Source organism: Pontibacter toksunensis (genome assembly GCF_042686245.1).
Lineage (GTDB): Bacteria > Bacteroidota > Bacteroidia > Cytophagales > Hymenobacteraceae > Pontibacter > Pontibacter toksunensis.
In genome coordinates, this window is record NZ_JBHUOX010000005.1 from 64746 (window position 1) to 90364 (window position 25619).

The window sequence follows — 25619 nt, forward strand, 5'->3', positions numbered from 1 at the left end:
GAAGCAGGTTAGCCCTATAAAGTTAAGCTTTATTTGAGAATTAATCCTATACTATAACATAAGGATGCTGTTCGAATTTGCCCTATGTTAACATTCCCATAATTATTTTTCAGGGCTACACCTTTCCAGAAAGGGATATTACCTGTAGCTTTACTTCTGACAATAAAAATTAAAAAAAGCCCCATGCGCTTAAAGTTTTCGGCAGTCTTATACTGCTTGTTTTGCTTTCTCTTTTTTAACAGCTGTATTCCACAACCTGAAAAAGGCACTACTGTTAAGAGCAGTGCTGCAAAAAAGACATTTAATGTTCAGGAGGCTACCATCGCAGACATACACGAGGCCTTTCAGACAGGCACCTGCAGCTGTGAGCAGCTGGTAACAGCTTACCTGAACCGCATTAAAGCCTTCGACCAACCGACCAGGCTCAACGCCATTGTGGTGACGAACCCGGAGGCATTGGCAAGGGCAAGAGAACTGGACCAGGAGTATGCCCAGACAAAGCAGCTCCGGAAGCTGCATTGCATACCGGTTATTGTAAAAGACAACTACAATACCAAAGGATTACAGACGACAGCCGGCTCACTGGCCTTAAAAGGTTTTGCTCCTTCTGAAGACGCGTACCAGGTAAAAGCACTGAAGGATGCCGGAGCCATTGTACTGGGTAAATCCAACATGGCCGAGTGGGCCTTCAGCCCGATGGTGACTATCAGCTCTATTGCCGGCGAAACCCTGAATCCCTACAACCTTGATCATGTACCGGCTGGCTCCAGTGGTGGTACAGCAGCGGCAGTGGCGGCTAACCTGGGTACCGTAGGCTTAGGCACCGACACCGGCAACTCCATCAGAGGACCTTCTTCGCACAATGCCCTGGTCGGTTTCCGTTCTACGCTGGGCCTGACCAGCCGAAGCGGCATTGCGCCGCTGAACCTGCGCAATGACGTGGGTGGTCCGATGGCACGCACCGTAGCTGACGCTACTAAGTTACTGGAGGTAATTGCAGGCTATGACCCAAATGACCTGCTCACCAAGTACAGCGAAGGAAAAGTACCTGAAAATTACCGCCAGTTTTTAGATAAGGATGGCCTGAAGGGCGCCCGTATCGGTGTTTTCAGAACCCTGAGCGAAAAGAACCCGGACCCGCAGGTGAAGGCGCTTTTTGAGCAGGCCATTGAAGACCTGAGGAGACTGGGCGCTGTAGTGGTGGATTCCGTGGAGGTAGAGAACTTTGAAAGCCTGAGCAAGGACCAGTTGTGTTCTATGTTTAAGCAGGACATTAACCAGTACCTCTTTTCTTTAGGTGATGGAGTACCTGTAAGTAGTCTAGAAGAGGTCATTGCTTCTGGAAAGTATGCGCCTTACATTAAAGAAATTCTGGAAGATGAATACGAGCAGGCAGAACACTTTGATGAAGCCACTCATGCCTGTGGAGATGCTTATACAGATCCAAAAAGGATTGCCTTCCGAAATGCAGTGGTAGCGGCAATGGATAAACACGAAGTAGACGCCATCATTTACCCTACCTGGAACAATCCACCTGCCAGGGTAGGAGATTTTAAGGGTTACAAAGGAGACAACAGCCAGGTTATTGCCCCGCATACGGGACAGCCTGCTTTTACAATACCGATGGGCTATACCTATGAAAATCTGCCAGCTGGCCTGCAGTTCCTGGGCAGAATGTTTGATGAACCAACCCTTATCAAACTCACCTACTCCTATGAGCAAGGAACCAGGCACAGAAAGCCACCCTTTCTTTTCTATGGAGACACACCGAAAAGTGCGAAAAATATAAAAATTAAATAAGCTACTACGATTGCGGAGTGGTAGCTTAAAAAGCTGAGCAGCTGTTTATCAGCCCCTCATATTAACACATCATTTTAAAATGGGTAAAATAAGCAAGTATTTCAAAGAAGCTGTAGCAAGGGCTGTAAACTATAACCAGTTTCATGCTGATTTTTTGAGGAAGCTCCCGAAGGAATTTCATCCGGCAGCGAAGCTACAGTTCGTCCCGCTCTTAAGTTCAGATGAAAGAGCAGTCGCCAACAAAATTGAAGCTTTCCGTTCACAGATTCCGAAAGTCTCTGATGCGCAGAAAATAGCCAGCTATACGTCCCCACATTCCGGCTCCTTTAAGAAAGATGCACAAGGGCATGCGCTAAGTGGGGAGTATGTGGAGAGTAATGTGGAAGCACACGTAAAAACAGGCTCCCCAAAGTTGAAAGGTATGCTTCTGAAACGCATAGTGGAAGGCTATGGCGCCAAAAGAGTGCTGGAACTGGGCACAAACACAGGATTCTCCGGGAGCTATTTTATCTTTGTGAATGGTGTGGAACTGACCACAATAGAAGGTTCCGAATCACTGTGCAACATTGCAGATAAGAACATGAGAAGGATATCTCCCAAGTACCGGATCATGAACAACCTGTTTGATGAGGCCATTGATCAGTTAATTCAGGAGAATGCGAAATTTGACTGTGTATTTATTGACGGGCAGCATGAAAAAGAGGCAACCCTGCACTATGCTGAGCGGGTAAAACCACTTATGGCAGCCAACGCCATCTATATTTTCGACGACATTTACTGGTCCGATGACATGAATGAGGCCTGGAAGGAACTGGTTTACACTAAAGACTTTTCCAAGGCAGTAGACTTGTTCTCGGTGGGTGTGTGTGTTCAGGAAGAGAATACCTCGGGCAAAACAGCGCTTTACGATTTGGGCGATTACCTGCCAAGGCCCAATATCTTCCGGAAGAACTGGTAAAGATCTAACTGACACAGGCTCTGCCTGTATTTTAAAAATTATTAACAGAAAAGACAATGGCAGCATATGTGATTGTAGAAGTAGAGGTAACAGACCCGGCTACTTACGAAGAATACAAAAAATTAACTCCCGCCACCATAGCCGCCTACGATGGCAGGTTTATCGTGCGGGGCGGCCAATACGAGACGCTGGAAGGAGACTGGAAACCAAACCGTATGGTGATGCTGGAGTTCCCGTCCGTAGAGCGGGCAAAGGAGTGGTGGAGTTCCCCGGAGTATACCGAAGCCAAAACTATCCGCCACAGAGCTGCTAACACAAAAATGATTGTTCTGGAAGGCTTTGAAGGGTAGTATAAAACAGGATCAGTTCTCTGCGTTTTAATTTTGTAGTCATCACTCCTTATCCTATATACTACCTGTCATTTTGAACGCAGGGAGAAGGCTGTCATTTTGTTATGACCATTTGGGAGCTGGCGAATTAAATATAGTATACCTGCTGTCGAGTGGCTTTGCAAAGCTGCTGCTTGCTTCAAGCCAGATTGCTTTGCCCATTAGCTTTCTCCTTGTGAGGCTCTTGCTTAATAAATTTGCTTACAAGACAGATCTGGAACTTTGGCACTTTGTAAGCACTGGTCTGATGGCATTGCTCGTTGCTCGGTATACCGTGGGCATGCCAACTGTGAAAGCAGCCAAAATAAACCCATCCCAGTGCCTCAAAGTAGTATTAGAAGCTATGCTACGCAGGGCCTGCTGCGCTTGAACTCGTCTCCACGTTTACAACTTTCCTTTTTGATTTCCGCTATAATTAAACTGGCTTGCAGTGTTTCATATACTGTATTTGGCTAATTTTGCCAGAATACGATGGAAGAACAAAAGAATAACCCTTTGCACGGCAGAACCCTGGAAATGATCCTGGTTCAGTTAGTGGATTACTATGGCTGGGAAGAACTGGGGTACAAAATCAACATCAACAGCTTTAACAAGAATCCCAGCATCAAGTCCAGCTTAAAGTTCCTCCGGAAAACCCCCTGGGCACGTCAGAAAGTAGAGGACTTATATATTAGAATGATAAGCAGAAGATAGGAAGCCCTGCATGCTATCCTGATAGTTGAACAATTATCTACCTTACATCTTCTTTACAGTAGAGATGCCGATAGATGGCTTCATTGAATCAAAAGACTGTAATAGAGGCAACAACACCATTGGATAATGCTGTATTGTACTGACTTGCTTTTGTCAGTCTCGTAAGTTATAAAGCAAGTGCCTATTTCAATTACAGCCCCACTCTATGTACCATTTAAGAAACATTTATGTCTGAAGATACCAGCACACGACTAAACAAATTTATCAGTGAATCCGGCTTCTGCTCCAGAAGAGAGGCCGACAGGTATATTGAAGAGAGCCGTGTGACCATCAACGGGAAAGCCGCTAAGATGGGTGCTACCGTAAAAGCCGGGGATAAAGTGGCTGTAGACGGCGAAGCCATAAAATCCAGAAAACCGACAGATAAACCGATTTACATTGCTTTTAACAAGCCCGCCGGTGTAACCACCACCACCGACACAAAAGACAAAAACAACATCATCGACTTTATAGGTTTCCCGAAACGCATTTTCCCGATTGGCCGCCTGGACAACCCGACGGAAGGGCTTATCCTGCTAACCAACAACGGTGATATCATCAACAAGATACTGCGAGCGGGCAACAACCACGACAAGGAATACATTGTAACGGTAGACAAGCCCGTCACTCCGGAGTTTGTAACAAAAATGAGCAGCGGTGTTCGCATCCTAGAAACTGTAACCAAGCCTTGCTTTGTACAGCAGCAGGGCAAGAATGTGTTCAGGATTATCCTGACACAGGGCCTGAACCGCCAGATACGGAGGATGTGCGAGGCGCTGGACTACAAGGTGATAAAGCTAAAGCGCATCCGGGTAATGAACATCAAACTTGGCAACCAGCCCGTGGGCAACTGGCGCTACCTGACGCAGGAAGAAGCTGACACGTTGCACCAACTGGTGGCAGAATCTGTGAATACAGAAGACGCCTCTTATTTTGACTTTGAGGAGGCACCCGAGAAACCTAAACGAACGGCAGGCAAACCCAGAACTGCTTCCGCAAAACCCAAAAGTGGTGGTGCTAAGCCTAAAGAACCTTTTGTAAATCCAAAATCAGCTTCTTTAAGAAAGAAAGGAGCCGCCGGTAAACCAGCCCGAAGCACTGGAAAACCAAGTGAAGGAACTGGTAGAAGCCGAGGCGCCACTGGCAAACCGGGAACAGCCTCTGGCAGGTCGAAAGGCCGGAGCAGGTAAAAAGGCTGGATTATCAAAAACATTTCTCATCCCCTGCCGCTCACAAGTGTCAGGGGATTTTTGTTAAGGTTGATCTTAAGCCGTAAATTTTTCCTGATAATCTGCTATATTGGTTATATAGCGCTTCAAAAAGGGATTAATAGCATTAACTAAAGTATGAGAAAATAGCTTAACCTACTTATCATCATTTCATTTGTAGTCTCCATAAGCTTTGTATTTGGAGTCATTCATACCATGGTAAGCTTAAAATATGAGACTGATGCTCCAGGCGATTGCATATCAACAGTAACAGGCATAGACTAGTGCGACGCTATAGAATTCAACAAGATAGCCGCGTTGCTCAATTTTCTCTTTGCCACCTTAATAGCAATCTATAGATCATTCTTCTTAAACCGGAAAAGCTCTGGGGCCTGATCTGTGGTATAAGTGCTTTCAGTTTGTAGTAGCTCCTATCCCCAAACTATGGATGTGCTGAACGAAAAGTTAAAATTATCCTCGCTGAACTTAAACTCAGGTACAGCTATACCTCGCTCGCTCCTGTACAACGTTATAGCCCATACAGAAAAGAATCATATGAAATACTTAGCGAGATTAATTGCCATTGTGTTGATTTTAACGGCTTGTTCAAAGCAAGAGGAACCCAGAGATATCTTTATCGAAGGGTTTGTAAAACATGTACCGAATGGAAAAGTATATCTCACACATGCTCACGACTCCAATATGATTCTGGATTCTACCGAAGTAGAAAATGGACATTTCAAGTTTAGGTTAGAGCTGGATTCTTCCTTTGTGCCGTTTCTGGCAAGTATTCATTATCGTGACAGTACATTTACTGAAAACAACATGATAAGAGGAATATCCTTTCTTAATACAGCACAGTCAACCAGTAAAATGAAGTCTGGAATTTCCGCTTTTTTTCAGGGAAGAGAAAGCACCACGATAAAAGCAGATCCAGCGACTCCCAATTCCCCTCCCATGTGGACGTTTCATCTGGTTACTGGTGGGAAAGACAACATGCTATACCAGAAATTCCTGAACAAGGGATTTGGAAATATCGGTAGTTCTGACTCCACCGAACGTTCAAAAAGGCTAAGTTATTTCGGAAAAGTAATCAGGCAAAACTCAGGCTCTTACTTCCTGTTGTCGCAACTTTACGAAAACAAAGTGTCTTATACAGAAGAAGAACTTAACAGCTTGTTATCCTATTTTAATAAAGACATCCGGGATTCAAGATCAGGGAAGGAGCTCTACAGTTACCTAGCCAACAGGCCGGGCCGGAACAAGCCTTATCCCAATCTACTCCTCACCAACTCTATAAATGAAAAGCAGAGAATCTTAAATCCAAATGCCCGAATAAACTTGTTGGTGTTCTGGGCCAGTTGGTGTGGACCTTGTCGTCAAGAAATACCAGCTTTAAAGGAATTGCACCAGACATTCAAAGATAAGGGCTTAAATCTGGTCAGTATTTCATTAGATAGAGATTCTGTTAGCTGGCGCAAAGCCCTGGCTAAGGAGGATATGGACTGGCAACAGTATATTGTAGGGAAAGAACAGATAGATGTAGTTCAACAGCAGTTCCATTTTTCCGGTATTCCATTTGTAGTTCTAACTGATAATTCGGGCAGAGAAATCATAAAAATGCTCGGCTACAATGAGAACAATGTTAGAAAAATCAATGCAGCTATTAGTAAACATATAGCAAGCAAATAATTACTGCCTCCCCCATCAGGTTAAGCTTTATCTTTCTTGGATGAGGAGGAACAGTTCAGTTGATAAATACTACGGGTAACGATGTCACATCAAAAACGCTTTCCTGAGACAGGCTTCCATGAAAAGAATAACAATTGATAAACTGAAGGTCTACTACAAGTACCATGGAGACATGGACGGTTTTGCCAGAAGTGGTCATGAAGCTGAAAAGAGAACCATCGATAGTGATGATTGGAGCTTTATTGATGAATTGATACAGAATCTGGAACTAATAAATAGTGGACCAATCTCTGAAGCATTTAACCTGCGCATTTTAGAAGAACTTAAGGATGCAGCAGACGAAAATGCTTTTGATTTGTTGACAAAAAGGTAAATTCATCCTTTTACACTGTTTGGCCACGTATGTCTATTCTTATTTCCGCCATCTTAGCAATTACTAGAAACCACCACATGCACCAGTTCACATCTTATACCAAGCAGTTCCTTCCCCTACTCTTTCTTCTCTTAGCTGTATTTCCTTCCATCGCACAGGAAAAGCAACAGGCGCCTGACGATCTGAAATTATGGTTCAGCCACCCTGCTGCTGACTGGAATGAAGCGCTGCCGGTAGGCAATGGCAGACTGGGTGCCATGGTATTTGGTGGCGTGGCTTCTGAAAGGCTTCAGCTAAATGAAGAGTCTGTGTGGACAGGCAAGCCCGCTGATTTTGTACACCCGGAGGCGCGCGAAACGCTGCCGAAAGTAAGGGCCCTGCTGTTTGCAGGCAAGTATGCGGAAGCGCGGGAACTGGCCCAGGAGAAAATGATGGGCGACAAGAAAGTCCACAGCACCTACCAGACGCTGGGCGACCTGCAGCTGGATTTTGGCCCTGTCGCGAAAGACATCTCCAACTACCGACGGGAGCTGGACCTGGAAACAGCCGTAGCTAAGGTGAGCTACAGCGCAGGAGATGTAACCTTCACTCGCGAAGTTTTTTCCAGTGCCCCTGACCAAGCCTTGGTGGTGCGCCTTACGGCCAGCAAGCCCGGCGCTTTAACTTTCGGAATGAACCTGAGCAGGCCCGGAAACAAGGCAAAACTGGAACTCTCCGGAGATGAAATCATCATGAGCGAGCATGTGGGCGATGGAACGGGCGTGAGAATGGTGACACGCGTAAAAGTGCTGCGGGAAGGCGGTACTCTACAAGTTGCCGGAGAAAACATCCGTGTAGAAAATGCAGATGCCGTGACGCTCCTTTTAACAGCCGCTACCGATTACCGGGGCAGCGACCAACTGGCAAAAGCCGCTACACAGTTAGCTACCGCTGCAAAAAAAGACTACGAGTCCCTCAAAAAGGACCACATAGCTGATTACCAAAAATACTTTAAGCGCGTTGATTTGCACCTGGGAATCACCGACGCAGCTTACTTCCCAACCGATGCCCGTTTGGTGGCCATGCAGAACGGCAACATCGATCCGCACCTCGTCGAGTTGTACTACCAGTTTGGCCGCTACCTGCTCATCAGCAGTTCACGGCCGGGTGGTTTGCCTGCTAACCTGCAGGGCATCTGGGCCGATGGCCTCACTCCTCCCTGGAGCGCCGATTACCACATCAATATCAACATACAGATGAACTACTGGCCGGCAGAAGTCACCAATTTATCTGAAATGCACATGCCGTTCCTGACTTTCTTAGATGCGCTGCGCCCTGATGCCCGCAAAACCGCCCGAGATATGTATGGCGTTAAAGGAACGGTGGCTCACTTTACGACAGACCCATGGCTTTTCACTGAAACCTATGGCGAGCCGCGTTGGGCAATGTGGCCGATGGGCATGGCCTGGAGTGCACAGCACCTGTGGGAGCATTACCTGTTCACAGAAAACAAAGGGTATCTGAAAGAGCTGGCTTACCCTGTCATGAAAGAGGCCGCTGAGTTCTGCGTCAACTGGCTTGTAGAAAACCCGGAAACAAAGCAACTGGTATCAGGGCCTTCCATCTCGCCGGAAAATACTTTTAAAACAAAAGAAGGTGAAGTAGCCACTATGGTAATGGGGCCGACAATGGACCACATGATTATCCGAGATTTGCTGCAAAATACCATTGCCGCAAGCAAGGAACTGAATAGAGACGCCGCTTTTCGCCGCCGCCTCGAGAAAATTCTGACGCGCCTGGCACCTACCAAAATCGGCAGCGATGGCCGAATTATGGAGTGGACAGAGGAGTTTGAGGAAAATGAACCTGGCCACCGCCACATTTCCCATCTCTTTGCCCTCCACCCGGGTCGCCAAATTACAAAGCAGCAGCACCCGGAGCTGATGGAGGCAGCCCGTAAAACCATTGACTACCGCCTGTCGCACGGAGGCGGGCACACCGGCTGGAGCCGCGCCTGGATCATCAACTTCTTTGCCCGACTGCAGGATGGGGAGGCAGCGCACGAAAACCTGCTGGCACTATTACGCAAATCCACGCTGCCAAACCTCTTCGATACCCATCCTCCTTTCCAGATCGACGGTAACTTTGGTGCCACAGCCGGCATTACCGAGATGCTGATGCAAAGCCACGCCGGGGAAATCCAGTTACTACCCGCACTGCCTTCTGCATGGCAGCAAGGCTACATTCACGGCATCGTGGCCCGTGGTGGCTTTGAGGTAGATATAGACTGGGAGGCCGGTAAACTGAAGCAGGTAAAGCTAATATCAAAGCTGGGTAATACCTGCCAGATCCGATACAACGACCAGATAATTACGCTGAAAACCGAGAAAGGCAAAAGCTATACACTAGATGCTAATTTAAGGCAGCTTTAAGCGCCGTTACTCTCATTCCTGTTTCTTTATCCTGAGAAAAAATCTGGCTTAGCTTTCTAAGAACAAAACGGTTTGGATTATCCTATTCCTTAAACTCCAGTATATCGCCGGGCTGGCACTCCAGTTCGCGGCATATAGCTTCCAGGGTAGAGAAGCGAATAGCTTTGGCCTTGCCTTGCTTTAAAATAGACAGGTTAGACATGGTAATCCCGACGCGCTCCGACAACTCAGTTAACGACATTTTTCTTTTCACTAGCTGTAAATCCAGGTTGATGAGTATGGGCATGGCGTTAAACGGTTAACTCTTGTTCTTCTTTCAGGCGCGCTCCTACCCTGAATATTTCGGCAATGACCAGTACTACTAATCCTACAAATAAAGTCTTCAAGTCAATGTTCAGGTGAGCCCGAATGCCGGAGCCGTCGATGAGAAAGTTTTGCTTCAGAAACCAGTTCACAATAAAATCGTGCACAAAAGAAGTGAGTGGAATTAACATGATCAAAAAGGCTATCAGGCGTAACCGCTGAGCATTTTCGACTATAAAAGGATCGTTCTGCGTCAGGCTTCTGAAAAGCCTGCGCAGGAGATAGGTAATAGTCAGCGAGATAGAAAAAGACACCCACATCGACACTAAATTGAAGCCTATTATCTGCTTGCTGCTTTGATGGTTGAACGTAAGCTTTCCGGAATCTAACTGCAGAGCAGCGGCAGAGATGTTTTGGGCTATAGCAGCAGTAGCCACATCTACTTGCCGGCTTTGCGTTAGGCGCACTTCCACTGTTTCAGGAGTAGGTTCTGTTGTGCCATTTTTCAAAAACTTAATGGAAATGGCAAAAGTTAAAAAGATGAGGAAGAAGAGCTGGATGTACCAGGCAGCGCTGATAATAAATTTAATAAAGGATGCCAGGGAATATTTTCCTAATGTTTTCATAGTGTTTACCTCCTTATATTTGAATAACTACACTAAGGAATAAAATTTTTATTGTAAATCAAAACGTTTTTATTGATTATCGATAATAATTCATTGATAATAAGAACATAGTTATTGTTTATCGGCTATTAAACGTTCTATATTCAACAACCTGGGTAAATAATTATGACATTGAAAATGGAAGGATCAGAAGAGAAAATAATAGCTGCCTACGAAGAAATGGCAGAAAGCTACCATCAGATGATTGAGCATAAACCCCACAATGCCTAATTATGATAGGACATATATGCTAGCTTGATACCTGAAGTGAAAGGAATTAAATTCTTAATGCTGCCTGCGGACCTGGTAAGTATGCTGAAATATTGATGGCACAGGGAGCCCAAGAGGCAGGTAGAGGTGCTCAAAAGGCTGAGCAATCCTGCCAGATCCACTACGGCGATCAGGCCTTTATGCTTAAAACAGCGAAAGGAGAAAGCTACATATTGGATGAAAGTTTAAAGATGGAATAAATTTATTTTATACTGAGATAATTGGAAGACTGGAAGTAGAAATCCGCTTTAGAAACAGTAGCTTTAGCCTTAGATATGATAACGCTGCAGCAACTCCACGTTAAGAGAAACAAGTAAAAATGAAACACTTACTAACCGCCTTCTTTATACTACTAGCAATTGTCGCTAAAGGGCAGAATTTTGAGCAGCTAAAGGAGGTAGGAAGCAATGATGCCGTTGCGTCCGGGCAAGCCGTGATATATGGCAACTTCATACAAAGACTAGGTTTTAGCAGCGGTGGCTTTCCTCAGGATATCAGGATAGTTAATGTGGAAACAAAAGAAGCGTTTGCTTTCAGAGTTAAACCGACTTTCAAATCTGCAAAAGAGAATACATTTACCTATGCACTGGAACCAGGAACATATGCCATATTAAATTATTGGTGGACTCAAAGTAAGTGGTACGGTGGTAAAATCTTTACCGAGCCAATTTTGAAAGGTGTCGACGCAACTGATGATTCTGATAAAAGGGTTAGTTCCGGACAGATTAATCCAGACGAAATAAAGTATTACGTTTTTACTGTGGAACCTAACACTGTGAACTACTTAGGAACATGGCATTTTGATACCGGACTCGTCTCTTTTACAGATGATAAAATTCAATTTGATGAAATGATAAAAGATAAGTATAAAAGACTTGATCTTTCCACAGCCAAAACTGTTTTGCCAAAATGATTAGGAAGAAACATAGAGTACCCTTCAGTCTCAAGGAAGGCAACCTTCAAATAAAAGACTCTTCAGGTATAAGAGGCAATCTTCAGTAATTTCCCCAAATTTGCAGCAGCAAAAAGACGCTTAACTCATAAATATCAAGCTTATGTATATCAAGCCATTCCTGATTTTTATCTTACTGGCAGTAACTTCTTTCTCCGCACAGGCACAGGCAAAACAGGATGAAGCATCTGTTCTTGCTCCTGTGAAGCTACAGCTAAAAGGCTACAACAACCGCGATATCGACACCTTTGCAAAGGCTTTCAGCGATACGGTGAAAGTGTACCGGCAGCCGGGTGTGCTCAGTTACCAGGGCAGGGAGGAGTTACGGAAAAGGTATGGCCAGATGTTCGCGAACACGCCTGAGCTGCACTGCGAAGTGGTGAACAGGATTATAGCAGGCAATGTGGTGATTGACCATGAGAAGGTAAGACGCAGCAAAGACCAGCCCCGTTTCGATGCTATTGCGGTATACAGAGTGAAGGACAACCAGATTGTGGAGGTAACCTTTATCTCTCCTGATAAACCTCAATAGCGACAGAAGATGAAGGAAACACACCACCGCGATAAAACCTTTGATAAAATCAGTTACGCCAACAAAGCCGTGTCCGGGAGAGAGTTTGAGGCCTGCACCTTTACCAACTGCGACTTCTCCGGGAGCAACTTTTCCGGCAACGACTTTATCGATTGCCGGTTCGAGGGTTGTAACCTGAGTAACATGCGGATAGATCATACCGGACTGAAGCAGGTTGGTTTCTACAATTGCAAAGTAATGGGCGTTGATTTCAGCTCCTGCCAGGAGTTCCTGTTTTCAGTAAGCTTCAGCAACTGCATCCTCGACTTTGTTTCTTTCTTCAGGAGGAAAATCAGGAAAACGACCTTTGATGGCTGCAGCATCAAAGAAGCCAACTTCACGCAAACAGATTTGTCAGGCTCCTGCTTTAGCGATTGTGACCTGAGCCGAACGATATTCGACCAAACGATACTGGAAAAGGTAGATCTCCGGACGGCCAGCAACTATTCCATCGATCCGGAAACAAATAAAATCAGAAAAGCAAGATTCTCCCTCACAGGCTTACCAGGTTTATTAGAAAAACACGCTATTGTGGTGGACTGACCATATAAGAAATCACAATCCAAAGCTTTTATACAAAGCGTCGTATAACAGTGGCATACACTACTTAAACCCTGCCCCTTGATCAAAGAAGCCGACCCAGACGATATTGACGATGTTTTTGAGTTGTGGCGTGAATTGCTGGACTTTCATCAACCTTACCACCCTATCTTCAAGTACAAACCGAACAGCGAGCAGGAGCAAAAAAAGGAGCTACTGGTCAGGCTGAAAGATAAAGACACACGGTTTTTCGGGTATGTGCAGGAAGATGAATGGCAGGGTATGATCATAGCGAGTCTGAAACAGGCGGCACCAGGCTTCAAGCTTTCTAAAAAAGGCTACATAGCCGAAACAGTGGTGAAGGCGCACTATAGAGGCACAGGTATTGGTAATGAGCTGTTCGAGGCTGCTAAAAACTGGTTAATCGATAAAGGAGCCGACCACATTGAGCTACAGGTATCAGTAAAAAATACAGCTGCTATAAAGTTCTGGGAAGTACAGGGCTTTACTCCTTCCACGCACCACATGGTACTCGATGTTTCTTCTAAGGCTAAAAAAAGCTAAACTGCACATTTAAACTTTCCCTGACATGCGATATCTTTCTTCTATAGCATTATGCTTCAGCAGCCTTCTTTTTGCAGGATGCGCCGCCACACAGCAAAGTACCCACGACCTTGTTATTACGAATGCAAATGTAGTGGATGTAACAGCAGGAAACGTGCGTCCTGGCCAGACACTGGTGATAGATGCAGGCATCATTCAGGAAATCTCTGGTACGGAGGCAGCAAAAAAATATAAGGCAACCGCCACCATTGATGCACAGGGTAAATACGTCATACCGGGTCTTTGGGACAACCACATTCACCTGCGCGGAGGTGAGGCACTGGTAGAAGAAAACAAGAACCTGCTCCCCCTCTTTATAGCCAATGGCGTAACGACAGTACGCGACGCCGGTGGCGACCTCTATCCTGCTATCCGGCAGTGGCGAGACCAGATAACAGCAGGCGAACTGGTTGGCCCCCGCATCATCACGGCAGGTCCTAAACTGGATGGACCGAAGCCTGTTTGGGAAGGTTCTATTGAGGTGGCCACAGTGGCTGAAGTACCCGCCGCACTGGACTCACTGCAGCGTTTGGGAGTAGACTTCGTGAAGATTTATGACAGCACCATCTCCAGGGATGTTTTCCTGGCTATCGTGAAAGAAGCGGAAGCAAGAGGCATGATGACCGCGGGCCATATGCCTTTCACCGTCACCCTGGGCGAAGCTATCGACAGTGGCCTCGATATAACGGAGCACCTTTACTATGCTTTCAAGTCCGGTTCGCCGCAGGAAGATAGCATCACCACCGTAGTTCGTACCAGCTCCCAGAGCGATAAGCCCGTTGGCTTCTATACCACTCTCAACTGGCTCTACAACTCTTATGATGCTGGTACTGCCCGGGATTTTTTCCAGCGCATGGCCGAGGCTAATACCGCCGTGGTTCCAACCTTGCACATCAGTGAGGTGCTGGACAACCTCCACCAGGATGATCACAGCAACGATGAGTACCTCGCATACATCGGAGATGGTATTGAGCAAACTTATGCCCGCCGTATCAATAGCGCCAAACGCCGGTCAGCAGAGTCCGTACAGTTTTCTAATAACCTGAATGCGAAGTTCCATACGTTGGTGCCAGCTATGCAGGCAGCAGGCGTCACTATACTCGCAGGCTCCGATGCTGGCGCCTTTAACTCCTATGTGTACCCGGGCATTTCGCTGCACAAAGAACTCGAGCAGATGGTAATAGCCGGCCTCACTCCTGCCCAGGCTCTCCGCACGGCTACCATCAACGGCGCTCAATTCATGGGTAAAGCAGAGCAGTATGGGACGGTAGAACAAAGTAAAGTAGCTGATTTGGTTATATTGAACCAGAATCCTTTGGAGAAAATCAGCAACACGCAGAATATTAACACTCTAATTGTTGGAGGTAAAGTGTATACAGCACAGGACCTGCAGCGCCTGCTAAACGAGGTGAAAGACAAATAAACTCATGTAGCTACATTATTTTCCTGGAATTATTTGGAATTCTAAAAATCAGCTGCCAATTTTGCATCCGTAAAGTCAACTACCCATCATAGTATTTGATTTATAAAGAAGAAGGGAGAGAACAGGCTCTGTGAACTTCTAGCAACCAGTTAACAAACCAGGTGCTACATCCTGCCTAAACTATTTAGGGCATATAAATTAGCATTCATGAAGAATACCTTTTTATCACGTTCTACCGCCCAGGTAGCCTCTTTTTACCGGTTCAACTCCATCGGTAACACCTCGTTATTTACTACCTCCACTTATTGTTGTTGCTGTTGTTGCTAGTCCTGCTGCCCTGGCTGTAGGTGTAAAGCTCTGGCATTTCGCCACTTTATAACTCTCTTTTGCCAGCATCAGCAAGTTTCAGGAGTAGCTGTGGCTTGTGTTTCCGTACATAACATAGTAGCGCCTCACTCCATTAGAACTATACCTGCCGCTTTGCATGCAGCAGGTTTCAATTAGAAATTCAAATTTATAACACCGGCTGCCTACTGCAGCTTTATACATAAACTTAAGAGAAATCCTATGTCAACTTATTCATCAGATAGACCCATCGCCATTTTCCACGAGCACCCGGACTGGTTCCGCCCATTGTTTAACGAGCTGGATGCCCGTGGTATACCGTATGAGCGCCTGAACGCGGCCGAGCATACCTACGACCCGGCACAGATAGAACTGCCTTACAGCCTGTTCTTCAACCGCATGAGCCCTTCAGCTTACCTGCGTAACAACGAGCAGGGCATTTTTTACACCCTTGGCCTACTGGCACAATTAGAGGCCCGCGGCATTCCGGTGGTAAACGGTTACAAAGCTTTCCAGTACGAGACATCAAAAGCCCTGCAGATTACCCTGCTGGAGCGTTTGGGCCTCCCTTACCCGAAAGCCCGTGTTATCAACCACCCTTCCCAGGCAGTGAAAGCGGCAGAAGGCTTGCGCTACCCGGTAGTGGTAAAGGCAAACATTGGTGGTAGTGGTGCCGGCATTGTGCGCTACGACTCTGCCGAGGAACTTGCCCAGGCCGTAAAAGCCGGAGAAGTAAAACTGGGTATCGACAATACCGCTTTAGTGCAGGAGTACGTGGTGGCGCGCGGCGGACACATTAACCGCGTAGAAACACTGGGTGGCAAATACCTTTATGCCATCAAGGTGTATACCAACGGCGAAAGCTTTAATCTCTGCCCTGCTGATATCTGCCAGACCACAAACGGTAAGGAGCTGACTCGCAACGCCTGCGCCCTGGATGCGCCAAAGAACGGCTTGAAAGTAGAGGCATTTACGCCAGAGCAGGAAGTAATAGATGCCATTGAGCGTATTGTGCAGGAAGCGGGTATTGACGTGGGTGGTATTGAGTATATGGTGGATGAGCGCGACGGCCAAATTTACTACTACGATGTGAATGCCCTCTCTAACTTTGTGGCAGACGCTGTGAACGTGATTGGCTTTAACCCGCACGAGCGCCTGGTGGATTACCTGGAGAAGAAAGCACAACTTAAACTACAGGAGGCATAGCATGGAGTTCGGATATTGGTTACCTGTTTTCGGAGGATGGCTCCGGAACATTCCGGACGAGGGCATGGATACCTCCTGGGACTATGTCAAAACGCTGGCGCAGAAAAGTGAGGACTGGGGCTACAGCCTCTCCCTTATCGCGGAGCTGTACCTGAATGATATTAAAGGCCAAGCTGCTCCTTCGCTGGATGCCTGGTCTACGGCGGCGGCCCTGGCAGCTGTTACGGAGCAACTGGAAATTATGGTGGCGGTGCGGCCTACGTTCCACAACCCGGCACAGCTGGCCAAGCAGGCGGCAAACATCGACCTTATCAGCAACGGCAGATTATCGCTGAACGTGGTATCGTCGTGGTGGCGTGATGAGGCTACCAAGTACGGTATTCACTTTGAGCAGCACGACGACCGCTACGCGCGCACCAAAGAGTGGCTGGACGTGGTAACGAATGTGTGGGAGAAAGACCACTTCACGTATGAGGGCAAGTACTACAAGGTGGAGGATAACATTCTTCAGCCAAAGCCAGCCAAAAAGCCTTTCATTTATGCAGGCGGTGAGTCGGAAGCAGCCAAAACAATGATCAGCACGCAGTGCGACGGCTACGTGATGCACGGTGATTCTCCTGAAAAAATAGGGGAACGCATCGCTGACATGAGCCGCCGACGTGAGCAGCTGGGCCTTCCGCCGATGAAGTATGGTGTGGCCGCCTACAGCATCGTGCGAAACTCAGAAGCTGAAGTTAAGGAGGAACTGGACCGCATTACAGACGTGAAAGCGTCTGCCGCTGGATACGATAACTACCAGCAGTGGCTGGCGGGCACGCAACTGGAACAGCAGGTGTCGCTGCAGGATTACTCTGTTTCGAACCGTGGCTTGAGAACAGGCCTGACAGGCACTCCGGCAATGATACAGGACCGTATCGGAGAGTTTGAAAAGGTAGGCGTTGACTTCTTCCTGCTGCAGAGCAGCCCACAATTAGAAGAAATGGAGCGCTTCTCTGATTCCGTTATCAAAGCCTTCAACCCGCAGCAACAGTCAGCATAAAAAACTAACACACAAATTATATAACTAATCTAACCTGAACCCCATGCGCCTTTGGCGGATGGGGTTTTCTTTTGAAAGATACTTGAGGCAAGTAGGCTATAATATCATAAAGTGAGCGCTGTGTATTAAGTCATTAATATAAAATCAGTAGCAGAATAACCCACCCCTTAGCCCCTCCCGGGAGGGGAATTTGCATTTTGAAATGCTATTATTGTGCGTGCACTTTAGAATTGTAGTATCAATACGTCGTAAAATTCTATTCAAGTGATGAATTACCACATAACGTTGATGATTAGGCAACTAAAAAGCTTAGATGTTAGGTGTATTAGAATCTAAAGACATTATATATGAATATGCTCTGTCAAATCTATCCTTTTCAAAAAGCGGTCAATCTCAAAATCACCAATTCCCTTTCTGTCAATTTCATCAAATACTGAGAGGAGACCTTTTTCTTCAAGTGGGTTAGTAACTGATTTGATAACTAGTTCTTTTTCTCCGGCTGTATTCCTTTTATACACATGTTCTCTAGTATGTGGGGTATAAACAAAGTTATTGTAGAAGAGTATCAGATAACCTTCCAGCCACAATAATTCTCTATTCCGTTCTTTAGTTACTTCGCCTTGTACAAGTGTCAAGAACTTCTGTTGCAATTGTTCTATAGTTAAAGCTTTTTTTCTAATCTCACTATAGAAACTATCGTCAACAACTTTAAGGTAGACCATAAGTAAGAAAACAGAGGGCACAACAGGTTGTCTTGCATTATAACTACGTAAAGCAAGTCGAGCATGAGCAAATATTTTTTCTTGCTTTCTCAGAGATAAAGAAGTGTCCTTGAATAAAACTTCCGATACATTTAAAAATTCTCTCCCATCAGAAGTGAGGGCATGGTTTTCTCTTCTTATTTCAGAATTAAAGAAGTTGTCAAAATCGAAATAATTATATAGATAATTATAATAGGATCCTTTATCTGGTTCTGGGATTGAATATTCTATGTCAATAAATCTTCTAAGATATTCATCAGAGTCTATTGCGTCACTTCCATAAACTCCTCGAACAGCATTTCCAAGCTGAACTTTATCAATAGACAAGACGAACACAATATTAGGAACTGAGAAGAAGTGCTTAATCTGTTCTAAAATTGATACAGCATAGTTTGGACGACATCTATCTAACTCATCTATAATAAATATAAGTGGTTTAGCTTTATTTACCTTAGAGATGAAGTCTGATAGGCTATTTCTAAATTCTTTAATATTCTTCTTTTTGTTAGCATACTCATTGACTTCGTTCTCGAAAATATCATTTACCCCTCTCGATACATCCACAATAGCATCTTTTAAGAGCTCTGTGTTTATAACATACCTATCCACAATTGCTTGTACCATAATTGGAGCAATATGCTTTGATAACATTGCTGCGTTTTTTAATGCTTTCCCAAACTTAGGTTCATTCGGCTCTTTTGTAAGCGTCTTTAACTCTCCCATGAGAGCTGTCAAAGGATTGTTTTCAAAGTCGTTTTCCCATGCATTAAAATACAACGTTTTGAAATCATCATCTTTTAGCTCCTGCTCCCACATTTTTATGAATGTGGTTTTCCCTGTTCCCCACTTATTATTGATTGCCAAAACAAAACCTGTAGGATGCAAATTGATTATCCCTGTTAAAACTCTTGCATATTTCTGTCGGTCGAGCATACAGTTAGCAAAAGGGTTACCAGGCTCTATTGTAAGTTCACTATGCCTCAAACTCATTGTTATAAGAATTAAGATTTGATGATTTGGAGTGTTACTAGAATCCGCGGCCACACTTAGCTTGTTACTCACTTGCTAATTTTTAACACTAAACGTAATATAGCATATATAATAAGAAGGATACTGTTGTAAAACAAAAAACCGGTTTTACCCTGTTCTTCTGCTAAAACTCTTCTTTCATGAATAAGGCGGAATACTCCTCGTAGCTGGGACAGTGTAGAAAGTAGTCTATAGGTGCTAACATCCCTTGTTTTTCCTAATGTGGCTGCTCCTCTTCAGGCAGCTCTTTGAATGAGAATTCATCTCTTACTCCTCCGCATTTTCCACAAAAAAGGATACTTAGTTTCCAATCGCCATCCATCCTATCCCCAACAATCCCACTACCAAAGCAGCTGTCAGCGCAGGCAGCATATTATTAGAAAGCACACTGCGATAGTCCTTGATGTTGGCAACCGAAGCTGCAGCAATGATATTGAACAGGCAGATGGCGTTTCCTATAGAAGCGCCAGACAGTTGCAAGGCAAGAATGGTGGTCGGAGCAATGTCAAGCGAAACGGCTGTCTCAACCTGGGAGGCGCTGAATACTAAATTAGAGATGGTTGTGCTGCCGGTAATAAAGGCTCCCATCACCCCCACAAACGGCGATACCACCACATACGCCTGCCCCAGCGCACTCATCATCTCCGCAATATAACGCACCATGGAAGGCTGCGTGACACCTGAATAAATCATAAGCTGGGCAATGGCAACAGAAGGAAAGAGGACAACAAACACGTTCCCCATTTTCTTGAGCGGCTCGCGCAGGTACAAAGATTTGCTTTTCTTAAAGTAGGCTACTCCCAGCCCCACCACCACAAAAGGCAGCAAAGGCGATTGCAGCGGCTTGATGGCTCCACGAATGGAAGTGCCAAACATGTCAGGAAAAGCCAGCTCCCACCCTATCCACTGCCGCAGGGGTTCCCAAAGCTTTGGCAGCAAAAGCAAAAAAGCCAGCACCGCGTAGGGCAGCCAGGGCTTCAGGTCGATTTTGCTTCTGCCCCGCCCCAGGTACAGCACCGAAAGCCCCAGCATGGTTAAGGAGTAGCCAGCTCCGGCACCAGCCAGGCAAACACACAAAAAGGGATGGCAAAGAAAGTATAGAGTAACAGCACCTGCTTTTTATGCTCCAGCGGTCCGTACTCCCTGGCAACCATCCGGAACACCAGCAGCAACACCAGTAAACCTGCCAGCACCACCATGAAAGCGGCTATCATGCCAATGGTATTCACCTCACCAGCAGAAAGACCAAGAGGTGCCTGCATGCCAATAAGGACTGGGGTACCCACTGCTCCAAAAAGAGCTACCAGCCCATCAAACAGCAAAACCACCGACACCGAAAGTACCGCACTGAAGCCCAGTGCCATCAAGATGAGCGGCACAATAGCACCTGGCGTACCAAAGCCCGCCACTCCCTCAAAGAAAGCTGATAGCCCCAGCGCCAGCAGGAAAAAACGGATCTCATTGGAAGGATGCAGCCCGTCCAGGGAATGGCTGATCTGCGTGATCATCTCCGTATGCGACATGATGTTGTAGAGGAAGACCGCCCCCAACACAATCATGAGTATGTTGATGGTAGTCAGCAATGATACTCCCAACGCCCCCAGGTATTGATTGAAGCCAGCACCCCAGTAAAAGAAGAGAACCGTTGTAGCCACCCAACCTACCATTACCGCCACTTTCACTCCTCTTGCCAGCGAGAGCACCACCAGGATGAGGATTGGCAACAGGGAAAGGATGTAGATCATGCTTTATACTATGTATGCAAGTATAATAAGAGATAGGCTTTTTATGGAGCGTATTTTATACTAAGACCTAAGGCAGTACCTGATTTTTCAGGGCTTTCCCTTCCTCAAAATCAGAAATGTTCTGCAGCGTTACGGATACAATTCCCTGCATGGCATCGCTGGTGAAGAAGGCCTGGTGCCCTGTGATGAGCACGTTGTTGAAGGAGAGTAGTCGCATGAAGATGTCGTCCTGAATGACGTTTTCTGATTTATCTTCGAAAAACAAGGCTGCTTCCTCCTCATACACATCCAGCCCCAGGTAACTTACCTTTTCTGATTTTAGGGCGCTTATCACCGCTTTTGTATCGATGAGTGCCCCACGGCTGGTGTTAATCAGCATCACTCCTTTCTTCATTTTGGCGAGCGATTTTGAGTTGATGATATGATACGTATCCGGCGTAAGCGGACAGTGCAGAGAAATTATGTCAGACTGGGCGTACAGCGTGTCCAGGTCAACAAAATCTATCCCCAAGGAGTCTGCCTCCGCTGGTCTTGCAATATCATACCCCACCACTTTGCAGCCAAAGCCTTTCAGAATACCAGCCGTTACCAGCCCTATTTTTCCCAATCCTATTAAACCAATGGTTCTGCCGTGGAGGTCGAAACCCATTAATCCATTCAAGGCGAAGTTACCTTCTTTTACACGGTTGTAGGCGCGGTGTGTTTTCCGGTTCAGGGTGAGTATAAGTGCCAGAGTGTGCTCGGCCACCGAGTAGGGGGAATAGGCTGGTACCCTTACTACTTTTATACCCAATGCCGCGGCAGCTTTCAGGTCGACATTATTAAAGCCGGCACAGCGCAGGGCAATAAGCTTTATTTCCTGCCTTGCCAGTTCCTGCAGCACCTCCTCATTCGCCTGGTCATTCACAAAAATGCACACAGCATCGTGCCCTTTGGCCAGCGGTGCTGTGTGACTGTTAAGCGGCACCTCCAGAAAATTTAGTTCGTGATTATACGCCGCATTGTATTGGGAAAAATACTGGCTATCATATTTCCTGGTGCTGAAGAAAGCTACTTTCATGGGAGCAGGTATAAATATTTATAAAAAGATACAAGCAGGAGGCGACGTATCACAGCTTTAGGTTTACAATTGCAAAAGCATATTCGCCTCGCTTTAGTGCAAGTTATACAGCAACCATCTCAGCAAACATGACGGATGCTGTATAAAAAACTGACTATACGCATTTACTACAAAGCTTATGAAATCAGCTCGTATCCACTATCTAAAAAATGCATAAAATCAGGGTTAATCTTTCCTGATGAACAACTATATATACTGCTCGATTATTCTTTAATTGCTCAGACAACTGTAACGCTATAGGTTGGATGGCCTTAGTTTCCAATCCCATCTTACACAACAAAGCCCGGACTGGGCACGCACCTAATCCGGGCTTACTTTAAGGGTTAAAGCAATAGGATCGGGTTACTATAATTCTGAAGCAGCCTGCCTGCTGCCGTTTAGGGTTCTCTCTAACATGTTATGTAAGACATCGAAAGAAACGTGATGTAGCTATATTTATCTTTTCACCACTTTACCGAAGCCACTGATATTCGTGCTTACTACTGCCGGGTTACCGTAGTAGTAGACCTTTCCACTTCCGGAGACATCTGCAGTGAGTGATTTGCTGGCCCTTACTTCAGCTTCACCAGATCCGGATAAATTTACCGTCACATCTTCAGCTGCCAGGTCTGCTGTAGCTGCCCTTCCAGAACCAGACATATTTATTTTTTGCATTGCTGTTCTGCCACTTAGCCACACCTCTCCGGAACCGGTCACGCGAGTGATTACTTTTGATGCGTCCAGCTCCAAATCAATTTTACCTGAGCCATTTACCTGCACAGGCAACTCCTCTACATCCAGCTTATTTTCGCTGTTTATAAGGCCAGAGCCGTTCAGGTACAGCGCCTTCACTTCAGGCATGGTGATGTAAACCTCTACCGGCTCAGCCCTCCGTACACAGCTCTCATGCTCAATCTCCCACTTTCCGTTACGCACCTGTGTGCTCAGGTCACTCAAGATGTTGGATTCACCTACCACTTCTACCTTCTGCGGTTCGCCCTGGGTGATGTATACCTTGAAGTCACCATTGGCTTCCAGTTCGCTAAACGGCTGCAGGGTCAGGGTACGGCGCTCTTCGTTTCCGTTTCCTTTGATACACTGCACATCATCACAGGCACTGAAAAATAACATGCCACATACTACCAGCGGCCACTGAACAGCTTTACCTGATTTCGACAAAAGGTACTTTTTCATGTTTTACTTTGGTTTATCCATAGTTCAAAAAGAAGAGTCTGAAAATAGCGGAAGCGTTGCAAGGCAGTTATGTTATAACTTTAAAAGACTGTTATATTATCGGTAAAGCAGGCTTATGATGGGTAAGCATGGCCGCCACATAAGGGAAGGATTAGGTTGTGGAGTGTTGCACCAGTGCTTGTTGACATTATTTTGAAAGAAGACACAAGGGGAAAATCAGCTGTTTATTTGAAAGCACCTAACCCGGAAATACAGGATAACGTGGAAACGTTGAGACAAAGAGGCAAGAAACTGGTTGCAAACCAGTAGTGTTACTCTCAAAAAAGCTCTCCTACTCTGCCGCTTCCAGTTTCCCGCTTTCCCTGTACTTCAATCGGCCTACTTCTACCAGTTCACGCACAAGTGAAGTCACTGTTTCAGCGTGTTTGGGCTCGAACTGTTGCACCAGTTCTTTTGGTAGCCAGGCCTGCGCTTTCACCAGTGTCAGCAGCTTTTCCCGAAGGGCTTCCTGTTCCGGCCTTTCCCGCTCTTTTTTGCGCTCTGCCAGGCAGTAATCGCAGATGCGGCAGCGGGCGTCTGTTATCTCTCCAAAGTATTCTAAAAGCAGCTGTGTCCGGCAGCGGTGGCTAGCCTCTACATAGCGCCCCATCTCTTTGGCCTGCAGCAGTGCTCGCTCCCGCAGGGCAGCCAGCCTTTTGGTGTCCAGGGGCAGGCCGTTCGCATCTTCGCGGGGCTTCGTAAACACCAGCTGCGGCGAATCGTGCTGCGGCTCATACGCAATTACCTGTAGCTTATGCAGGTACTCCAGCTTACGTCGCACCTCCGGTTCCGGCATGTTCAGTTGCTGCGCCAGCCTCCGCTCCGACAGCTTTACAAAATTTGTAAATACCTCGCCTCCATAGATTCGGAGAATTACCCGGATGAACTGATCGTGATCCGGGTTGGCCAGTTGAAACTCGTAAAGCGCCAGGTTGTCTAACAGAAGCATCAACCGTGAGGGCATATAATAGCCCTCGTTCAGCTGCAGGTAGCCTTCTGTCTCCAGCCGCTTGATGGTATGGTGCACCTCCAGCGGCTGCAGTTTATAGTTTTTGGAGAAGTCGGCCAGGTCAAAATCGAAGCTGCTCATCAGGCCGCTGCCCACAGCCAGTTGGTAATAGTTGGCCAGGCACTGGTACACCCGCCGAATCATGGCTATAGATGGATGCGCCTCCTGCACTTTGCGCTGCAGTTCGGCTATGTCGTTCGGCCCGTTCAGGATAACGGCATAAGCATACTTCTCATCACGCCCGGCACGCCCGGCCTCCTGGTAATACGCCTCCAGGCTCTCCGGCAGGTCGAGGTGCACAACCAACCGTACATCCGGCTTATCGATACCCATACCAAAGGCATTGGTGGCTACCATCACCCGCACCTTGTCCTGTATCCAGCTTTGCTGCACCGCGTTGCGCTGCTCGAACTTAAGCCCGGCATGGTATGCAGCGGCCGGTATACGGCGGCTCTGGAGCAATTTGGCTATCTCCACGGTTTGGCGGCGGCTCCGCACATACACAATGCTCTGCCCGGTCATGCGCTGCAGTATCTCCAGCAGACGGTTTGTTTTATCTTCTGTATGGAGGCAGGAATAAGAGAGGTTTAATCTCGAGAAACTCTTCTGAAAGACGTTCGGCCTCGGGAAAGCCAGTTTCTCCTGTATATCCTCCTTCACCTGTTCGGTGGCGGTGGCGGTCAGCGCGATAACGGGCACTTTGGGTAGCACTTCCCGCAATTCCACCAGTTGCAGGTAAGGTGGCCTGAAGTCGTAGCCCCACTGAGATATACAGTGTGCTTCATCTACTGCTATCAGATTTACCCTCATCCGCTTTACCCGCTCCTGGAATAACTCTGTGAGGAGCCGCTCCGGAGAGAGGTACAGAAATTTCACTTCCCCATACACGCAGTTATCCAGGGCAATGTCAATTTCGCGGCGGTTCATGCCCGAATAAACGGCAATCGCATTTACTCCCCTTTTGTTCAACTGCTCTACCTGATCCTTCATCAGGGCAATCAGCGGCGTAATCACGAGGCACAGCCCCTCCATTGCCAAAGCAGGCACCTGGAAGCAGATGGATTTACCACCACCTGTCGGGAGCAGCGCCAGGGCATCCTCCCCTGCCAGCACCGAGCGGATGATCTCCTCCTGCAGCGGCCTGAATTGCGCATAGCCCCAGTAGGTTTTTAGTATGTGGTGGATGTCCTGCAAAGCCTGATGTTTTATGCAGCGAAGATAGGACATAAGAAATCAGACACAAGTATAAAAAGAGGTAAGCTG

General features: G+C 46.6%; 23 protein-coding genes and 1 riboswitch. Of the genes, 15 read left to right on the forward strand and 8 right to left on the reverse strand.

Annotated features, from left to right (window positions below):
• The first annotated feature begins 183 nt into the window (after window positions 1-183).
• The 8 genes from ACFS7Z_RS08285 (at window position 184) to ACFS7Z_RS08320 (ending at window position 9563) form a co-directional block, all read left to right on the forward strand.
• A complete protein-coding gene (locus ACFS7Z_RS08285; protein WP_377483276.1) occupies window positions 184-1800 on the forward strand; it encodes an amidase family protein in 1617 nt (538 codons plus the stop codon).
• Window positions 1801-1879: 79 nt separating this feature from the next.
• Window positions 1880-2758: an O-methyltransferase gene (locus ACFS7Z_RS08290; protein WP_377483278.1), complete on the forward strand. Its 879-nt coding sequence runs from the start codon at window positions 1880-1882 to the stop codon at window positions 2756-2758.
• A gap of 56 nt (window positions 2759-2814) precedes the next feature.
• Window positions 2815-3108 carry a DUF1330 domain-containing protein gene (locus tag ACFS7Z_RS08295; protein ID WP_377483280.1) on the forward strand — a complete coding sequence of 98 codons (294 nt, stop codon included), beginning with the start codon at window positions 2815-2817 and terminating at the stop codon, window positions 3106-3108.
• A 510-nt stretch (window positions 3109-3618) separates the two neighbouring features.
• Window positions 3619-3840: a VF530 family protein gene (locus tag ACFS7Z_RS08300; protein ID WP_377483282.1), complete on the forward strand. Its 222-nt coding sequence runs from the start codon at window positions 3619-3621 to the stop codon at window positions 3838-3840.
• Between the two features lie 227 nt (window positions 3841-4067).
• On the forward strand, window positions 4068-5069 hold the full coding sequence (gene rluF, locus ACFS7Z_RS08305) for a 23S rRNA pseudouridine(2604) synthase RluF (RefSeq protein WP_377483284.1): 1002 nt from the start codon (window positions 4068-4070) through the stop codon (window positions 5067-5069).
• Between the two features lie 462 nt (window positions 5070-5531).
• On the forward strand, window positions 5532-6779 hold the full coding sequence (locus ACFS7Z_RS08310) for a thioredoxin-like domain-containing protein (RefSeq protein WP_377483286.1): 1248 nt from the start codon (window positions 5532-5534) through the stop codon (window positions 6777-6779).
• Between the two features lie 118 nt (window positions 6780-6897).
• The gene (locus ACFS7Z_RS08315) at window positions 6898-7152 is read left to right on the forward strand and encodes a hypothetical protein (protein WP_377483288.1); all 255 of its coding nucleotides are present in this window, start codon (window positions 6898-6900) and stop codon (window positions 7150-7152) included.
• Between the two features lie 77 nt (window positions 7153-7229).
• Window positions 7230-9563: a glycoside hydrolase family 95 protein gene (locus ACFS7Z_RS08320; RefSeq protein WP_377483290.1), complete on the forward strand. Its 2334-nt coding sequence runs from the start codon at window positions 7230-7232 to the stop codon at window positions 9561-9563.
• An 82-nt stretch (window positions 9564-9645) separates the two neighbouring features.
• Here the strand turns inward: ACFS7Z_RS08320 and ACFS7Z_RS08325 are convergent, their stop codons facing one another.
• Window positions 9646-9849, reverse strand: coding sequence for a helix-turn-helix domain-containing protein (locus ACFS7Z_RS08325; RefSeq protein WP_377483292.1), 204 nt, complete (start codon window positions 9847-9849; stop codon window positions 9646-9648).
• Between the two features lie 4 nt (window positions 9850-9853).
• Window positions 9854-10492 (reverse strand): DUF2975 domain-containing protein, encoded by a 639-nt coding sequence (locus ACFS7Z_RS08330; RefSeq protein WP_377483294.1) that lies wholly within the window; start codon window positions 10490-10492, stop codon window positions 9854-9856.
• A gap of 628 nt (window positions 10493-11120) precedes the next feature.
• On the opposite strand from ACFS7Z_RS08330, the gene ACFS7Z_RS08335 reads away from it, so the two are divergent.
• The 7 genes from ACFS7Z_RS08335 to ACFS7Z_RS08365 all read left to right on the forward strand — a co-directional run bounded on the left by ACFS7Z_RS08335 (window position 11121) and on the right by ACFS7Z_RS08365 (window position 17480).
• On the forward strand, window positions 11121-11714 hold the full coding sequence (locus ACFS7Z_RS08335; RefSeq protein ID WP_377483296.1) for a hypothetical protein: 594 nt from the start codon (window positions 11121-11123) through the stop codon (window positions 11712-11714).
• 142 nt (window positions 11715-11856) lie between these two features.
• Window positions 11857-12285 carry a nuclear transport factor 2 family protein gene (locus ACFS7Z_RS08340; protein ID WP_377483298.1) on the forward strand — a complete coding sequence of 143 codons (429 nt, stop codon included), beginning with the start codon at window positions 11857-11859 and terminating at the stop codon, window positions 12283-12285.
• Between the two features lie 9 nt (window positions 12286-12294).
• On the forward strand, window positions 12295-12867 hold the full coding sequence (locus ACFS7Z_RS08345) for a pentapeptide repeat-containing protein (RefSeq protein ID WP_377483300.1): 573 nt from the start codon (window positions 12295-12297) through the stop codon (window positions 12865-12867).
• Window positions 12868-12945: 78 nt separating this feature from the next.
• Window positions 12946-13428 carry a GNAT family N-acetyltransferase gene (locus ACFS7Z_RS08350; RefSeq protein ID WP_377483302.1) on the forward strand — a complete coding sequence of 161 codons (483 nt, stop codon included), beginning with the start codon at window positions 12946-12948 and terminating at the stop codon, window positions 13426-13428.
• A gap of 25 nt (window positions 13429-13453) precedes the next feature.
• Window positions 13454-14890: an amidohydrolase family protein gene (locus ACFS7Z_RS08355; protein WP_377483304.1), complete on the forward strand. Its 1437-nt coding sequence runs from the start codon at window positions 13454-13456 to the stop codon at window positions 14888-14890.
• A gap of 97 nt (window positions 14891-14987) precedes the next feature.
• A riboswitch (SAM riboswitch) is annotated at window positions 14988-15090 on the forward strand.
• Between the two features lie 367 nt (window positions 15091-15457).
• Window positions 15458-16441 (forward strand): ATP-grasp domain-containing protein, encoded by a 984-nt coding sequence (locus tag ACFS7Z_RS08360; protein WP_377483306.1) that lies wholly within the window; start codon window positions 15458-15460, stop codon window positions 16439-16441.
• 1 nt (window position 16442) lies between these two features.
• On the forward strand, window positions 16443-17480 hold the full coding sequence (locus ACFS7Z_RS08365) for an LLM class flavin-dependent oxidoreductase (protein WP_377483308.1): 1038 nt from the start codon (window positions 16443-16445) through the stop codon (window positions 17478-17480).
• A gap of 341 nt (window positions 17481-17821) precedes the next feature.
• On the opposite strand, the gene ACFS7Z_RS08370 is transcribed toward ACFS7Z_RS08365, so the two are convergent.
• The 6 genes from ACFS7Z_RS08370 to ACFS7Z_RS08395 form a co-directional block, all read right to left on the reverse strand.
• Window positions 17822-19174: a KAP family P-loop NTPase fold protein gene (locus ACFS7Z_RS08370; RefSeq protein WP_377483311.1), complete on the reverse strand. Its 1353-nt coding sequence runs from the start codon at window positions 19172-19174 to the stop codon at window positions 17822-17824.
• A 396-nt stretch (window positions 19175-19570) separates the two neighbouring features.
• Window positions 19571-20302, reverse strand: a complete 732-nt coding sequence (locus tag ACFS7Z_RS08375) for an L-lactate permease (protein ID WP_377483313.1) — start codon at window positions 20300-20302, stop codon at window positions 19571-19573.
• A 2-nt stretch (window positions 20303-20304) separates the two neighbouring features.
• The gene (locus ACFS7Z_RS08380) at window positions 20305-21015 is read right to left on the reverse strand and encodes an L-lactate permease (protein WP_377483315.1); all 711 of its coding nucleotides are present in this window, start codon (window positions 21013-21015) and stop codon (window positions 20305-20307) included.
• A gap of 67 nt (window positions 21016-21082) precedes the next feature.
• Window positions 21083-22075 carry a 2-hydroxyacid dehydrogenase gene (locus ACFS7Z_RS08385; RefSeq protein ID WP_377483317.1) on the reverse strand — a complete coding sequence of 331 codons (993 nt, stop codon included), beginning with the start codon at window positions 22073-22075 and terminating at the stop codon, window positions 21083-21085.
• 495 nt (window positions 22076-22570) lie between these two features.
• Window positions 22571-23308: a head GIN domain-containing protein gene (locus tag ACFS7Z_RS08390; protein ID WP_377483319.1), complete on the reverse strand. Its 738-nt coding sequence runs from the start codon at window positions 23306-23308 to the stop codon at window positions 22571-22573.
• A 331-nt stretch (window positions 23309-23639) separates the two neighbouring features.
• Complete coding sequence (locus ACFS7Z_RS08395) at window positions 23640-25550, reverse strand: RecQ family ATP-dependent DNA helicase (protein ID WP_377483322.1); 1911 nt, start codon at window positions 25548-25550, stop codon at window positions 23640-23642.
• Window positions 25551-25619 lie beyond the last annotated feature (69 nt).

Excerpts from the sequence above, each read along its gene's own strand:
- ACFS7Z_RS08285 (WP_377483276.1), top strand. The coding sequence starts at position 184 with ATGCGCTTAAAGTTTTCGGCAGTCTTATACTGCTTGTTTTGCTTTCTC.
- ACFS7Z_RS08290 (WP_377483278.1), top strand. The coding sequence starts at position 1,880 with ATGGGTAAAATAAGCAAGTATTTCAAAGAAGCTGTAGCAAGGGCTGTA.
- ACFS7Z_RS08295 (WP_377483280.1), top strand. The coding sequence starts at position 2,815 with ATGGCAGCATATGTGATTGTAGAAGTAGAGGTAACAGACCCGGCTACT.
- ACFS7Z_RS08300 (WP_377483282.1), top strand. The coding sequence starts at position 3,619 with ATGGAAGAACAAAAGAATAACCCTTTGCACGGCAGAACCCTGGAAATG.
- rluF (WP_377483284.1), top strand. The coding sequence starts at position 4,068 with ATGTCTGAAGATACCAGCACACGACTAAACAAATTTATCAGTGAATCC.
- ACFS7Z_RS08310 (WP_377483286.1), top strand. The coding sequence starts at position 5,532 with ATGGATGTGCTGAACGAAAAGTTAAAATTATCCTCGCTGAACTTAAAC.
- ACFS7Z_RS08315 (WP_377483288.1), top strand. The coding sequence starts at position 6,898 with ATGAAAAGAATAACAATTGATAAACTGAAGGTCTACTACAAGTACCAT.
- ACFS7Z_RS08320 (WP_377483290.1), top strand. The coding sequence starts at position 7,230 with ATGCACCAGTTCACATCTTATACCAAGCAGTTCCTTCCCCTACTCTTT.
- ACFS7Z_RS08325 (WP_377483292.1), bottom strand. The coding sequence starts at position 9,849 with ATGCCCATACTCATCAACCTGGATTTACAGCTAGTGAAAAGAAAAATG.
- ACFS7Z_RS08330 (WP_377483294.1), bottom strand. The coding sequence starts at position 10,492 with ATGAAAACATTAGGAAAATATTCCCTGGCATCCTTTATTAAATTTATT.
- ACFS7Z_RS08335 (WP_377483296.1), top strand. The coding sequence starts at position 11,121 with ATGAAACACTTACTAACCGCCTTCTTTATACTACTAGCAATTGTCGCT.
- ACFS7Z_RS08340 (WP_377483298.1), top strand. The coding sequence starts at position 11,857 with ATGTATATCAAGCCATTCCTGATTTTTATCTTACTGGCAGTAACTTCT.
- ACFS7Z_RS08345 (WP_377483300.1), top strand. The coding sequence starts at position 12,295 with ATGAAGGAAACACACCACCGCGATAAAACCTTTGATAAAATCAGTTAC.
- ACFS7Z_RS08355 (WP_377483304.1), top strand. The coding sequence starts at position 13,454 with ATGCGATATCTTTCTTCTATAGCATTATGCTTCAGCAGCCTTCTTTTT.
- ACFS7Z_RS08360 (WP_377483306.1), top strand. The coding sequence starts at position 15,458 with ATGTCAACTTATTCATCAGATAGACCCATCGCCATTTTCCACGAGCAC.
- ACFS7Z_RS08365 (WP_377483308.1), top strand. The coding sequence starts at position 16,443 with ATGGAGTTCGGATATTGGTTACCTGTTTTCGGAGGATGGCTCCGGAAC.
- ACFS7Z_RS08370 (WP_377483311.1), bottom strand. The coding sequence starts at position 19,174 with ATGCTCGACCGACAGAAATATGCAAGAGTTTTAACAGGGATAATCAAT.
- ACFS7Z_RS08375 (WP_377483313.1), bottom strand. The coding sequence starts at position 20,302 with ATGCTGGGGCTTTCGGTGCTGTACCTGGGGCGGGGCAGAAGCAAAATC.
- ACFS7Z_RS08380 (WP_377483315.1), bottom strand. The coding sequence starts at position 21,015 with ATGATCTACATCCTTTCCCTGTTGCCAATCCTCATCCTGGTGGTGCTC.
- ACFS7Z_RS08385 (WP_377483317.1), bottom strand. The coding sequence starts at position 22,075 with ATGAAAGTAGCTTTCTTCAGCACCAGGAAATATGATAGCCAGTATTTT.
- ACFS7Z_RS08390 (WP_377483319.1), bottom strand. The coding sequence starts at position 23,308 with ATGAAAAAGTACCTTTTGTCGAAATCAGGTAAAGCTGTTCAGTGGCCG.